This is a genomic window from Paraburkholderia sp. D1E, from assembly GCF_052682275.1.
In genome coordinates, this window is the sequence record NZ_JBQYMB010000001.1 from 3,281,836 (window position 1) to 3,294,640 (window position 12,805).

General features: G+C 63.5%; 12 protein-coding genes. 6 read left to right on the plus strand and 6 right to left on the minus strand.

Going from position 1 to position 12,805, the window contains the following annotated elements; all coding sequences use genetic code 11:
- Positions 1-17 precede the first annotated feature (17 nt).
- Both ACUN0E_RS14770 and ACUN0E_RS14775 read right to left on the minus strand, forming a co-directional pair.
- On the minus strand, positions 18-497 hold the full coding sequence (locus ACUN0E_RS14770) for a nuclear transport factor 2 family protein (protein WP_445567064.1): 480 nt from the start codon (positions 495-497) through the stop codon (positions 18-20).
- A gap of 268 nt (positions 498-765) precedes the next feature.
- On the minus strand, positions 766-2,361 hold the full coding sequence (locus ACUN0E_RS14775; RefSeq protein WP_445567065.1) for an MFS transporter: 1,596 nt from the start codon (positions 2,359-2,361) through the stop codon (positions 766-768).
- A 109-nt stretch (positions 2,362-2,470) separates the two neighbouring features.
- On the opposite strand from ACUN0E_RS14775, the gene ACUN0E_RS14780 reads away from it, so the two are divergent.
- The 3 genes from ACUN0E_RS14780 (at position 2,471) to ACUN0E_RS14790 (ending at position 5,570) form a co-directional block, all read left to right on the plus strand.
- Entirely contained in the window at positions 2,471-3,346 is an 876-nt protein-coding gene (locus ACUN0E_RS14780; RefSeq protein WP_445567066.1) for a LysR family transcriptional regulator, read from the plus strand.
- 134 nt (positions 3,347-3,480) lie between these two features.
- Positions 3,481-4,080, plus strand: coding sequence for a hypothetical protein (locus tag ACUN0E_RS14785; protein ID WP_445567067.1), 600 nt, complete (start codon positions 3,481-3,483; stop codon positions 4,078-4,080).
- 140 nt (positions 4,081-4,220) lie between these two features.
- Complete coding sequence (locus ACUN0E_RS14790) at positions 4,221-5,570, plus strand: DUF2325 domain-containing protein (protein WP_445567068.1); 1,350 nt, start codon at positions 4,221-4,223, stop codon at positions 5,568-5,570.
- A 41-nt stretch (positions 5,571-5,611) separates the two neighbouring features.
- Here the strand turns inward: ACUN0E_RS14790 and ACUN0E_RS14795 are convergent, their stop codons facing one another.
- From ACUN0E_RS14795 to ACUN0E_RS14805, 3 genes are read right to left on the minus strand one after another with little or no spacing between them, the layout of a single operon-like run.
- On the minus strand, positions 5,612-6,022 hold the full coding sequence (locus tag ACUN0E_RS14795) for a winged helix-turn-helix domain-containing protein (RefSeq protein ID WP_408239852.1): 411 nt from the start codon (positions 6,020-6,022) through the stop codon (positions 5,612-5,614).
- A 39-nt stretch (positions 6,023-6,061) separates the two neighbouring features.
- The gene (locus ACUN0E_RS14800; RefSeq protein ID WP_445567069.1) at positions 6,062-6,697 is read right to left on the minus strand and encodes a nitrogen fixation protein NifQ; all 636 of its coding nucleotides are present in this window, start codon (positions 6,695-6,697) and stop codon (positions 6,062-6,064) included.
- 54 nt (positions 6,698-6,751) lie between these two features.
- On the minus strand, positions 6,752-7,240 hold the full coding sequence (locus ACUN0E_RS14805) for a molybdopterin-dependent oxidoreductase (RefSeq protein ID WP_445567070.1): 489 nt from the start codon (positions 7,238-7,240) through the stop codon (positions 6,752-6,754).
- Between the two features lie 227 nt (positions 7,241-7,467).
- Here ACUN0E_RS14805 and ACUN0E_RS14810 point away from each other — a divergent pair, with 227 nt between their 5' ends.
- From ACUN0E_RS14810 to ACUN0E_RS14820, 3 genes are all read left to right on the plus strand, one after another.
- The gene (locus tag ACUN0E_RS14810) at positions 7,468-8,406 is read left to right on the plus strand and encodes a hypothetical protein (protein WP_445567071.1); all 939 of its coding nucleotides are present in this window, start codon (positions 7,468-7,470) and stop codon (positions 8,404-8,406) included.
- An 83-nt stretch (positions 8,407-8,489) separates the two neighbouring features.
- Complete coding sequence (locus ACUN0E_RS14815) at positions 8,490-9,365, plus strand: extracellular solute-binding protein (RefSeq protein WP_445567072.1); 876 nt, start codon at positions 8,490-8,492, stop codon at positions 9,363-9,365.
- 16 nt (positions 9,366-9,381) lie between these two features.
- Positions 9,382-11,220, plus strand: a complete 1,839-nt coding sequence (locus tag ACUN0E_RS14820) for an ABC transporter ATP-binding protein/permease (RefSeq protein ID WP_445567073.1) — start codon at positions 9,382-9,384, stop codon at positions 11,218-11,220.
- A 75-nt stretch (positions 11,221-11,295) separates the two neighbouring features.
- Here the strand turns inward: ACUN0E_RS14820 and ACUN0E_RS14825 are convergent, their stop codons facing one another.
- The gene (locus ACUN0E_RS14825; RefSeq protein WP_445567074.1) at positions 11,296-12,738 is read right to left on the minus strand and encodes a nicotinate phosphoribosyltransferase; all 1,443 of its coding nucleotides are present in this window, start codon (positions 12,736-12,738) and stop codon (positions 11,296-11,298) included.
- Positions 12,739-12,805: the final 67 nt, after the last annotated feature.

A 12,805-nucleotide genomic window follows, 5' to 3' on the forward strand; every position in this document is an offset into this window, starting at 1 on the left:
TGCGCCGGGTTGTCCTGTCAGGCGCGGCGCTGCCTGCGTCGATAGAGGTCGAGCCCTTTTCTCGCCTGCGCCCTGATTGCGCGCTGCACGAAGGGTGTCCAGCCGAGCAGCGCGCCCTTGATCCCCAACGCCTGACGGGCCCAGCGCCAGAGGTCGAAGGTATCGCGATGTTCGGCGATGCGGCCTTCACGAAACACGAAACGCGCATCGATGCGGTTGACCACCGTACGGCCCGTCTGACTGAATGTGTAACGGGCCACCCAGTGGGCGCGGCCGTTCAGGTCGTCCGCTTCGACGCTGTCGAAGGTCAGAGAAAAGTCCTGCGCGCGCGCCACCAGCATGCGCCACATGTCGCGCGCCTCGTCGCCGTGCAACTCGCCAAATGCCGGATCGCTGAAGACCACATCGTCGGCATAGCAGGCGGCCATTGTGTCGGCGTCGCGCTGCTGGAACGCGGTGTAGAAATGCTCGATCAGTTCGGTGTTGGGATGGCTCATGTTCTTGTGCTGTGCGTTGCCTGGTCGTGGAAACGGCCTGGAAAGGAGCGTGCGCCGAAGTTTGATCGCACACGAAGCACGATATCGGAAAACGGGGCGGCCGGGGCGGTGAAGGCCGGACGGACGGCAAGGCCGCGGTCCGGGCGGCGGGCCCAGCCGAGTGGCAAGGCAACTGTCCGGGGCGACGAGGCGCAGCCGGGTGGCAACGTAACTGTCGGGACAGCAAGGCCCGGCCCAACGGCAAAGCCACTGTCGGGACGGCAGTCGCCTATCCGTTCGCCGCAACCCCGGACACGCCTACAGCGTCGCCCTTGCGACCCAGCAGCCAGATTCCCGCCGCAATCGTCACAGCAGCCGCGCCAGCCAGATAAAGCGCCGCGGCAAAGCCGCTGGCAAAACTCGCGTGCGCGGCCGACACCACCGTGACCCGCAGCGCGGGCGGCAGATGCGCGGTGGCCTGCGCCATATCGCCAGCCAGCAAGCGCGACATGAAACCCGCGTCGAGCGCGGCGCGGATATCAGGCGTCATTTGCATGCCGGCCACGAATGCAGCGTGGGTGCGGGCGGCGAGTACCGCGCCGAGCACGCCCACCGAGGTGACGATGGCCGTGAAGCGTGTCGTCGTGCTGATACCGGACGCCATACCGGTTCGGTTTGATGGCACGCACGCCATGATGGCCTTCTGCGTGTCGCCATTCATGATCCCCGCGCCCAACCCGGTCACGACCATGCCGAGCGCCACCAGCGCATAACACGCGTCGCCGGCGACCAACGCCGTCAGCAGATTGCCGGCCGCAATCAGCAACAAGCCTGTCGACAGCAACGCCATGCCCGACATCCGCCTCGCGAGCCCCGCGCCGACATAAGGCCCAACCACCATCGCCAGCGCGAACGGCAGCATGCCGACGCCCGCCGCCACCGCCGACAGACCGAACGCGTTCTGCAGATAGAGCGGCAAAAACGTCATCATCACCTGCGCGCAAGCGGCGTAGCCGAACATCGCGAGCACGGCGGCGACAAAGCGCGGCTGGCGGAACAGAGCAAGGTCGACCATCGCGTGTGCCCACGAGCGTTGCACCTGGACGAACGCGCCGAACAGCAGCGCGCATGCCGCGAGCCTCGCGCCGGTTGCCCAGCTCGCGAGGCCGTCGGTCGGCACCTCGATCAGCGCCCAGATGCCGAGCGCGAGCGCAAGGCCGAAGAGGATGCTGCCGGCGGCATCGAGCGGGCCAGGTTCGGGATTGCGCGACTCGCGAATCGCGCGTGACGCGTACCACGCGAGTACCGCACACACGGGCAGATTGAGCAGGAAGATCCAGCGCCAGCCGAGCCATTGGGTAATCACGCCGCCGACGAGTGGCGCGACTGTCGTCGCGAGGCCCATGCAGGTGCCCCACACGGCCCACGCGCGCACGCGCGCCGGACCTTCGTGAAAGGTATTCGCGATCACGGCGAGCGCCGCGGTGAGCAGCATGGCGGCGCCGACGCCTTTAACAGCGCGCGCCACATTCAGAATGGCCGCCGATGGCGCCGCCCCGCAACCCAGCGATGCCAGAAAGAACACCGCGAGGCCAAGCAGCAGCATCCGCTTGCGGCCGACGCGATCGGCGAGACCGCCCGCGGGCAGCAGACATGACGCGAAAGCGACCATATACGCACTGACCACCCATTCGACATCGGCGAAACTCGCGTGAAACGAGCGCGCAATCGACGGCAAAGAGACGGCCACGACGTTGGTATCGAGGACGATCAGCGCGCAGGTCGCCGACGCGGTGGCCAGCACGAACGCGGGGTTGACGGGTTTTGCACCTTTCGAGCCGGGCAACTGTGCGGGCAGCGTGGGACGCACGGACGTGGATGACATGCAGGCAGGTGGAATCGAATCGAAGTCACTCGATGGTAACGAAGCGCCTATTGCCTGTCATTGGCATAAAATCACAAAATAATTAGCTTCAGCGGAAATACCGAAAACCATGCGAAAGCTCGAACTTCGCCATATCCACGCATTCGTTTGCGTCGCGAAGCATCTGCACTTCTCCCGCGCCGCGGATGAATTAGGCATCGCGGCGCCAACGCTAACCAAGCTGATCCAGGAAGCGGAGCGGCTGCTCAGCGTGCGGCTGTTTCACCGCACCAAGCGGTCGGTCGCGTTGAGCGCGGCAGGGAGCGCCTACCTCGCCGAAGCGCACAGTGCGCTCGAGCACCTCGCGCGCGGCGAAGAGCGCGCGATTCTCGCCGAGCGCGGCGAGTTGGGAAAGATCGAAGTCGGCTACGTGGCTTCGGCCCTCTATGCAGGCGTATTACAGCGGGCGGTCGGCGGCTTTCGTGCTCAATATCCGGGCGTCGACATTTCGATTCGCGAGGTACCGATGGACAGCGCGGCCGAGATGCTGCGTGACGGTCTGCTCGATGCAGCCTACGTGCGCCCGCCCATGCCGCTTGTCGAAGGGATTCAGGCAACCACCGTGCACCGGGATACTTTTGTCCTTGCGCTGCCGGAAAGTTGCGCACTGGCTCGCTCGCCAGGCATCAAACCGTCGCAACTGCGCGACCAGTATTTCGTGCTGCCCGAACAGGAAGCCGGCACCTTCGAAGTCGCACGGCGGGGGCGTTTTTCGCCGCAGCTCGGGTCGCGTCCCGGCACGCTCGCGGCGGTGCTGGCCTGTGTATCGCTAGGCGGCAATGTGGCGGTCGTGCCGCATACGCTGGCCGATTGCATCGCCCTGCCGGGGGTTGTCTACCGAAGCATTGCCGGCAAACCCATTGCTTCGGAAATCGCCATTGCTTACCGGAAGTTCGAGCGGGCGCCCGCCGTGCAAGCGTTTCTCGAGTTCGCACGAAGCAGGTAAAGCAGGCCTCCGCTACCCTCGCGGCGGCTTTCGTTATATCCTGTCGAATATCACGGTATGCTCTCGTGGAGCGCGTCGGGCCACCCGCCGATCGCGCACGACGAAGCGAAACAAGCAAGCAGGAGCCAGTAGCGGTGCGTAGTCGACCCACATTGCGAGCCACATTGTCCGACCCGGCGGGACGCGCCCCGAAAGGGCTTTCGTCGACTATCGTTGCGGTGAAGTCGGTGTCCGAACGCGGCCGCGCCGAGCTGATCCGCGATGTCGTCGATGCCTACCGACGCCTTTACGGCAGCGTGCAGCGCTTTGTGCTGATGCTAACAGACGACCAGTTGAACTTCGCATCGGTGGGCACTTCGGGCTCACACTCACTGAATCAGTTGCTGTCGATCCTGGCCGAACAGGCCAAAGCGGCGGCTTTCGCCCGTCTGCGTGATCTGAAAGCTTCGATCGAGGAAGCGCGCTCGGCCGAGCAACTTCGCGACGCGATTTTCTCGGATGCGTTCAGCAACGACCTGGCCGCGTTACGCAAGGTGGTGGCGGAACTCGAACGGCTCGACACGGCATTTATCGGCCTGAGCGTCGGGCACGTTCTGGAGCAGCATGCGCGGGCAGCCGGCGATATAGCGCCTGCCGTCGTCTGGCACGCCACCGGTCGCACTATCGCTGCAGCACCCGCTGCCAGTCAGCGCAAATCACGCGCGGAGCCCGTTCTCGTCCGCCCAAACGACTGATCCGTCATTGCCGCACATGAACGTTTTATTCTGCTTATCGCTATATCCTTTCGAATATACCGCTGGTAGCGCGTGCGCGGCGAACGTGTCCAGCACGCACATTCAATCAGCCTGACGCCAGAACCGGATTCGAGGTCCTCATGCACACGCCGCCGTTTCGTCTCGCGCAGCCCCACCGCCTCAAACTGTCTGGCGACGAAGTCGCCGGCACCGGTTTGCGCGCAGCCGACCCCTGTTGCACGCCCGCCCAGGCGTCGTTCTCGAATACCAAACGGCGCGCGCGCCTCGCGGAGCTTGACGGCCAACTGCACTGTTCAATCATCGGCACCTGCCTCAGCACGCATGAACTGCGTAAGTTAGTGCCCAGATTCACTGGTCTCGATCGCCGGGACGCGAGCGATGTCGAGATTCATCACTCGGCCGTCGAACTCGCGATCGATGGCGGCGCGGGCGCCAAAGCCCTGCACAAATTGCTCGACGAGCACTATGCGATGGCGATCCGTCGCTTCGACAAAGCCGCCGACGACGTCGAGTTGCTCAAGCTCTGGGACGAAGCGGTGAAAAGTGGCGACATCCCGCCCGCTTACTGGGCCTTGATGACGCATCCGTACGCGACCTTGCACGTGCGCCAGAAAGCGTTTGGCGAATTGCACATGCTGTCGCATCTGGTCGGTGCGGCGAATCGCGCGGACATCCGCAGGCTGGTTGCGCTCGAAGCGGAAAACGCCGAGTTGAAAGAGAAAGTCGAGCGGCAGCAAACCCGCCTGCAGGAGCTCAGCACGCAGCGCGACACATCGATCGCCGCGCTCAACGAGCAGATCGCGCAGCTCGCCGCCGTGGCTACGCGCCAGACGCCAGCGAATCCCTCCGATCTCGAAGCCGAGGCAGCGAGGCTGCGTGATAAGCTGGCCGACACCGACCAGCGGGTGGCGCTGCATACGAGTCGCCGTGAGGCCGCGGAACAACGCGTACTGCAGGAACAAGGCGCGGCTCTCACGTTACGCAGGAGCCACGATCAGGCGCTGGCGCTTCTCAAGCTGGTGCAAGGCGAATGCGATGCGCTGGAACGCGCGACGGTGGATGCAGCGGACAGCCATGGCGCGGGCACGCGGCAAGCCAGCCTCGACGGGGTGCGCGGCAAACGGATTGTGTATGTGGGCGGGCGACCCGGCTCGAATGCCGCGCTCAAGCGACTGGTGGAAGCCGCCGGCGGAGATTTCGTGGTGCACGACGGCGGCGTGGAAGATCGCAAAGGTCTGCTTGTCGCTGCGTTGCCAGGCGCGGATATCGTCGTGTTTCCGGTCGACTGCGTCGATCACGATTCAATGAATACGCTCAAGCGGGTTTGCGAACGCCATCAGATCGACTACCACCCGTTGCGCACAGCGAGCGTGGCCAGCTTTGTCGAATTGATGGATCGCCTGCGCCCCGAGCATCTTGCCCAGTTGGGCAATCCGCCGCCGTCAGCGTTTTGCCTGCGCCACGGTTGAAACTTGAGACCTGAGCTCTGAACCGGACAAGCCTCAACCGCTCAGGAGCGAATCATCCTGGTCAGCTCGGCGAGCTGTTTCGCGCAGCTTCGTTGCGCCTCGACTTCGACATCGCGGTACAGACGAATGATGTTTTCGCCGACCGGCGTCAGCGTACAGCCGCCGCCGCTTTGGCCGCCTTGCTCCGAGTGCGTGGCGGGCGCTTTGAGCGAGCGGTTCAGCTCGTCGATCAGCAGCCAGGCGCGCCGGTACGACATGCCGAGGCTGCGCGCCGCAGCGGAGATCGAGCCGTATTCGCGCACGGCTTCGAGCAGTTCGACTTTGCCCGGCCCAAGCGCGACCGCGTCACCGCTACGGATGCGCATTCTGAAGCGCACTTCGGGGCGCGGTTTCGCGGATTTTGTCACGGGTGCTGGTTTGGTTTTCGCGGTATCAGCCATGCGCGAAAGCATACACGAACCGCCTCGCCCTGCCACCCTGGCTGAATGCCTTCAGCGGTGGTCCGGGAAGCAATGCCCGTAGTCTTCGCAGCCTAGGCAACCAGGAGCCGGGCCAGGCTGAAGTCCCAATGAAAGCGCGCGTTGCTGGGCGAGGAATTTCTTCCAGCGCAGATTGCCAACATTCAGCACGACGAGCGAGGGGAAGTACCGCGTCAGCATCCAGGTGACTTCTTCGCGACCCGCGAGGCCGAGGTCGCGCCACAGGTGATCCGGCCGCAAGCATGCGTGAGCGATGATCGAGGCGAGGCAGCGAGCGTCGTTCGCGTCGACAACCGTGCTGGAATACGTCAGCAGCAGCGCGCGTAAGGTTTCGACGAATTCCGCATGTTCGCCGGTGTCGACGGGCGGCAATGAAGACAATGGTGCGGGCACGGCCGCGTGCACAAAGTGCCGCTCCAGTAGCGCGCGCCATGCCTGCTGCGACAAACCAGACAGCGCAAGTTCGTGGCGCACGTCGCGCGCGGCAATCAGTTTGGCGAACAGTTGAGTATCGGGCGACGCGGCGTCTGTGGCCGCGGCCAGCCACTTTGCCATGCACTCGGCAACCTGCGCGTCGAGCGACGCAAACAACGGTTCGGGGCTGCGCGCGGCAACATCCGCAACAGGCGAAAGCGGTTCGTCAGGCATGGCGGCAACACGTTGATGAACAGCCAACCATGTTACGCCTGTCGCACGAATCGCTTACGCCAAAGGCTTCAGAACATGCGCCTCGATACGCGCGAGACGTTTGACGTGGCGTGGTGCGGGCAGGATGTCCGAACCGGAAAACAGAATCGGCGCACCGTCCTCGGCATCGAGCGCGCGGCCTCCGCATTCGTATGCGACCAGCACGTTCTCGCCGACCGGCGTGTTGAACAGCTCATGCCACGAGAACGTGACGACGTAGCCATCGTGCCCCACCGCCACGAATACCGTGCGCTTGAACTCACCCGGCACCTCGTTCGGCAGGCCCGCTTCCGAAATCAGGGTCGTCAAACGCACGCCGCGATACGGTTCGACGCTGCGGATAAAACGATTCGTCGTGTAGCAACGCAGATCAAACGGCGTGGCCAGCACGCTTTCGTAACCGTTGAGCCGCGCGAGGTCAAAAGACAGCGGGCGTTGGAACCGTCCGCTCAGGACGAGCGCGCCGACGACTGCAGGCGCGGCAATCACATTCACACTATCCATCTGCACTTATCTCCAGCATTGATGCATGAGCGGCTTGTTCACTCGCTATGTCCGTGTGTATATTACGCTGCGATGGCCGCCGCAGCACGAAAATGCATCGATACGCACTATATCGCCAGGCATATCGAACACTCCGCCGGCATCATCCACACCTATAAAAATTCACGGCCCGTGTCGACAGGCCGGCTTCGCGGCCGGCCTTCAATCCGGCCGGCTCAGGAGATCACATGCGCTTTTCACCCGCTCTCTCGCCCGCTTTGCTCCGCACCACCCGCCTCGCGCTCGTCAGTTGTGGTTTGATCGCCTTGCTGGCGGGTTGCGGTGGCGATGACGTCACGGCAGTGCCACAACGTATCGCCGTCAGCGCTTCGCCGAATGGCATTGCGGTGCGTGCGGCGGACGGCGCCGTCTTCATCACCGACGATCAAACCAACGGCGTGCTTTCCTCACCCGACGGTCACACCTTCTCGCATTACACCACCGTACCGGTCGTGGCCGGCCAGGCGAACAGCCTGAGCCAGTTGAGCTTCGCGGATGCCGGCACGCTGATGATCGAACGCTTCGGCTTCGGCACCGCGAGCGCGGTGTTCGGCATCACGGGCGTGGACGCGATTACGCCGCTGAGCGGCCCCGATCCGGCACGACGCCGCCTTGGGCTCATCTCGATCGGCTCGAATCGCTTGCTGTCCACGTGGTTTGTCAAAAGCGGCAGCACGCCGCCACAAGGCGGCCTCAGTCTCATTACCTACGATCCGAACGCCCATACGGCTGTCGAGCGCGATCTGTTGTCGGGTCTCGGCAAACCGGTCGGCGTTGCCGTGTCGGGCGACACCGTGTACGTCTCCGATCAGGCGAACAACACCATCGTCAAATCGAGTCTGAGCGCGCTGCTCGGTGGATCGCAGGCGGTAGCGCCGAGCGCGACGCTCGCGCAGATCAACAGCCCCGACCTCATGGCCGTCGACGCAAGCGGCACCCTCTATACCAAGTGCAACACCACCGGCCTCTGCCGGATCGCGCCGGACGGCACGATCAGTGTGCTTGCAAATGACTTTCAGGACGCTCGCGGCGTAGCTGTGGACGCGCGGCGGCACCAGTTGTACGCCATCGACCGCGCCGGCAGCACGAGCGGCACCAGCTACGTGCGGATTTTCCCGCTCAATTGACCACATCGCGCGCGCAGCGACGCACAACGCAATGCGATGACGTCGTAATATAGCGCTCTTAATAACGTATCGGGATTAATCGCATGATTCGCAAGCTCCTTGCCTCTTTCGTGGTCGTCGCCGGCGTGGTGACGGCCGCACCCGCCTTCGCGCAGGACAACACGGTCAACGTGCTGTACGCCGGCTCGCTCGTCAATCTGATGGAGCGCAGCGTGGGGCCGGCTTTTGAAAAGGCCACCGGCCAGCAGTTCCGCGGCTATGCGGCAGGCTCGAACAAGATCGCCAACGAGATCAAAGGCAAGCTGCGCCGCGGCGACGTGTTCATCAGTGCGAGTCCGAAGGTGAACACCAGCCTGATGGGCGAGGCGAACGGCGACCATGTCACGTGGTATGTGAGCTTCGCCGAATCGCCGTTGATGATCGGCTACAACCCGCAAAGCAAGTTCGCGGCGGACTTCAAAAACAAGCGCTGGGATCAGGTGCTGCAGGAGCCGGGCATCCGTATCGGCCGTACCGATCCGAAGCTCGATCCGAAGGGCGCATTCACCGTCGAGATGGTGACGAAGGCCGCGGCGCTCTACCATCAGCCGGACCTCGTCGAGAAGACGCTGGGCGACGCGGAAAATCCCGCCCAGGTTTTGCCTGAAGAAACGCTGGTGGGCCGCCTGCAATCCGGCCAGCTCGACGGCGGCTTTTTCTATTCGACCGAAACGTCCGACCTGAAGATTCCGGCGATCCGCCCGGCCCCCGAATTGCAGGCCAAGGCGAGCTACACGCTGACGATTCTCAACGATGCACCGAACCGTACGGGCGCGAGCAGCTTCGTCGACTTCCTGCTGAGCGCACAAGGGCGTGCGCTCCTCAAGCAACACGGCGTGGACGTGATCAAACCCACCGTGACCGGCAACGTGCAGGCGATGCCGCCTTCGGTACAAGCCGTGATCGACGCCGCGCAATAAGGTGGTGAAACAGGCGGTGAAACGGTCCACCGCGCGACCGCTGCTGTGGCTGGCGGCGCTGCTTGCCGTCTATCTGTGCGCCCCGTTTATCGCGAGCGTGCCGCAACTCGGCGCGGCCGACTGGCCGAATGTCGATTGGCGCGCGACGTGGTCGGCGGTCGGTGTGTCGGCAGCAAGCGCCAGCGTGGCCTCACTGGTGATTCTGCTGGGCGGCGTGCCGCTCGGCTATTTTCTGGCGCGCTCGAACTCGCGCAAGATGGCACTGCTCGGCTTCGTCGTGCAGTTGCCGCTTGCCTTGCCACCGCTCACGAGCGGCGTGTTGTTATTGTTTCTGCTCGGCCCGTATAGCTGGGTCGGCCGATTCACTAACGGGGCATTGACGGATTCGTTTGCCGGCATCGTGCTCGCGGAAGTTTTCGTGGCCTCGCCCTTCCTGATCATCGCCGCGAAATCGGCGTTCGCCGCCGTGGACCCCGTGCTCGACGACGTGGCCGCGACGCTCGGTCATCATGCGGGCAGCCGCTTTTTCCGCGTCATGCTGCCGGTTGCATGGCCGGCAATTCGCGCGGGACTCGCGCTCGCGTGGTTGCGTGCGTTCGGCGAATTCGGCGCGACCGTGATGGTGGCCTATCACCCGTATTCGCTGCCGGTGTACACGTACGTCGTCTTCGGCGGCCAGGGCTTACCGGCGATGATGCCCCTGCTTCTGCCCACGCTCGCGATTGCGATTGTGTGCGCAGCGCTGTCGATTTACAGCCTTCGGCAGAAAGCCTCGCTCGAACAAACCGAAAACGGCGACGACGCGCTGGAACCCGGCCCGGATCTAACGGCGAGCCGGGGCGAGATTTCCGATCTTCGTCTCGCCTTTCATTTGCAGCGCCGCCTGGGCGCGTTCGAACTCGATATAGCGTGGACGCCCGCGACGCGGCGGCTTGCGATCATCGGGCCATCGGGCTCCGGCAAATCGCTGGCATTGCGTCTGATCGCAGGGCTCGAATCCAACGCATCCTGTTCCGTTCGGCTTGGCGCCACCGACTTGAGCACACTGCCGCCCGAGCGCCGTCAGATCGGCTATATGCCGCAAGACTACGGCCTGTTTCCACACATGACGGTCGCGCAGCAACTCGCGTTTCCCGTCGACGCCGACACGGCCAGTGCACGTTACTGGCTCGATCATCTCGGCCTCGCGCAACTGGTTGCACGCTTGCCGCATCAATTGTCGTTCGGTCAGCGGCAACGCGTGGCCTTGGCGCGGGCGCTCACGCGTCATAGCGAATTGTTGCTGTTCGACGAACCGTTCGCGGCACTCGATACGCCGCGGCGACGTCGTTTGCAGCAGTCGCTGCGGGCACTGCAGCGCGAGATTGCGGCGGTGACGATTATCGTCACGCACGATCCCGACGAAGCGGCGCTGCTTGCCGACGAGGTGCTGGTTGTCGAACAAGGGCGCGTGCTGCAGGCCGGTTTCATCGATGCCGTGTTCGAACGGCCGGCTTCGATGCGGGTTGCCGAGTTGCTCGGCTTGCACAACGTCGGCGAAGGTTTGATGAGGGCGCCTGGGCGCGTTGAAATTGGCAACGGCCTGGCGATCGCAACGGGCGATAGCGGTTCTGCGATTCCCGTCGGGCAACGGGTGATGTGGCGCATTTCGTCTCACGCCGTGGTTATTTCACCTGATGGCGCGCATGCCGGCGTGGTCGACGCGGTCGAGTTACGGCGCGGTGAGCGGTATGTCCGTCTGAATATCGCGGGGGTGCGCTTCGATATCGCAAACGAAGATGCCCGGCTGCGGGAAGGAAGTGCCTGCCGGATCGATGTGGATGCCTTCGGCGTTTCGGTCTGGAACGTGAGCTAACACGTCTGTTTTGGTGCCAGCAGCAGCGGTGGTTCAACTGCCATGCCGCCGCCGCTGCCAGCACCGAACACCCGGCTAACGCTCACCCGCGTGAGCCCACTTCCTGACTTCAGAAAACGCAACATCGACCAGCAGTTTGCCGGAATCGAAAACAGTGATGAGCGCTTCGTCCCAATCCTCTTCGGCGGTACGGTCATCCCACACCACCGGCAGCGTCACCGTCCGATACTCGCCTGTGTGACGGTTAACCAGCAACGTCAGTCGCCCTTTCATCGACCGCTTGCCGGCATCCGTGACCGGATCCTTGTGTACGTCGTGCCAATCATCGCCAAGCCGGATGGCAGAGCACTTCATGGCAAACCGCTGCGTATCGCGGTTGATCTGCTGCAGCAACGCACCGCCCATGCCGAACACGATGTTGTCCGCTGCGAAGCCGGCCTCATCCATGCCCGCCAGGATCGCCTCGATCGAATCCGGATTCACGCCGTCGCCCTGAATCACGCGGACGTGATTGAGCACGCGCCGCCCCTTGCCGTTCACTGTCGAACCGAACGATGCCTCGAGCGCCCGCATGGTCTGCAGGACAATCGTCAGCGGATCCCCTGAATCAGGGCGGATCACCAGCGTGCCGCCGGAATCGAGCACCGCCTGCTTCAGCTCCGTGCCCCATACCTGGAGCGCGGCGAACAGGTCGTAGGAATCGGACACCACCGAAACGATCGCCCCCGGCTTGCCGAACTTCGCGATCATGTTGCGGAAGGCATCCGTTTCACGCTCGCGCCCCCATGACGTGATCGTGCTGTGTTCAGCTGCCGGCACCGAAAACGCGGCCATCGGTTCGTTGTAGAAATGATTCGCGGCAACGACGCCGAGCACCGTATCCGAACCCATGAAACTGACGAGATGCGCCGCGCCGCCAATCGCCGCCGACTCCGCACTCGACACGCCGCGCGCGCCGAAATCGTGCAGCTTGAACGGCAGTTGCGTGAGGTCGTCGCTGCTTTTCTGCAGATAGGCACGAATGGTCTTGCGCAGATGCCAGCTTTGCGTTGCGACCGTAATCGGATACCACACGCGTAGCAGCATGGTTTCCAGATACGAGGCCAGCCAGAACACCTGAGGATCGTCGCATTCGACGGTGACCAGAACGTTGCGCGTGGGCACCACCGAGCCTTCCGGCACGGCGCGAATCCGCACGGGCAGATAGCCGTTATGGTGCTCGACAATGTAGCGCCAGCCGGCTTCGTTGAATGGCTCGCCATGCGTCGTGAAGAACGCCTTTGCCTGCCCGATCATCTCCGCGGTGATGGGGCGGCACAGATACTCCTTGAGCAGCATCTGAAGTCCGAAGAACAGCGTGCGGTCATAGCGTCCGCCACGCGACTCGATGTATGAAAACATCGCCGTCGCTTCGGGTGGATATTGCAGGTAGTGCGATGCCTTATACGAATCCGTGTTGAGGATCGGATTGGACAGGATCGACGCCATGTCGTTGAACGGGTTTATATCGTTTTGCATGGATGATGCTGGGCTCGTGCGGCTCTCTTAAGGGTAATCGGGTGGGCTGGGGTCTTGCCGCCTGCGC

Bases quoted from the DNA above. Each gene is read 5' to 3' on its own strand.
- ACUN0E_RS14815 (WP_445567072.1), top strand. From the start codon at position 8,490: ATGATTCGCAAGCTCCTTGCCTCTTTCGTGGTCGTCGCCGGCGTGGTG.
- ACUN0E_RS14795 (WP_408239852.1), bottom strand. From the start codon at position 6,022: ATGCTTTCGCGCATGGCTGATACCGCGAAAACCAAACCAGCACCCGTG.
- ACUN0E_RS14825 (WP_445567074.1), bottom strand. From the start codon at position 12,738: ATGCAAAACGATATAAACCCGTTCAACGACATGGCGTCGATCCTGTCC.
- ACUN0E_RS14805 (WP_445567070.1), bottom strand. From the start codon at position 7,240: ATGGATAGTGTGAATGTGATTGCCGCGCCTGCAGTCGTCGGCGCGCTC.
- ACUN0E_RS14800 (WP_445567069.1), bottom strand. From the start codon at position 6,697: ATGCCTGACGAACCGCTTTCGCCTGTTGCGGATGTTGCCGCGCGCAGC.
- ACUN0E_RS14775 (WP_445567065.1), bottom strand. From the start codon at position 2,361: ATGTCATCCACGTCCGTGCGTCCCACGCTGCCCGCACAGTTGCCCGGC.
- ACUN0E_RS14810 (WP_445567071.1), top strand. From the start codon at position 7,468: ATGCGCTTTTCACCCGCTCTCTCGCCCGCTTTGCTCCGCACCACCCGC.
- ACUN0E_RS14790 (WP_445567068.1), top strand. From the start codon at position 4,221: ATGCACACGCCGCCGTTTCGTCTCGCGCAGCCCCACCGCCTCAAACTG.
- ACUN0E_RS14780 (WP_445567066.1), top strand. From the start codon at position 2,471: ATGCGAAAGCTCGAACTTCGCCATATCCACGCATTCGTTTGCGTCGCG.
- ACUN0E_RS14770 (WP_445567064.1), bottom strand. From the start codon at position 497: ATGAGCCATCCCAACACCGAACTGATCGAGCATTTCTACACCGCGTTC.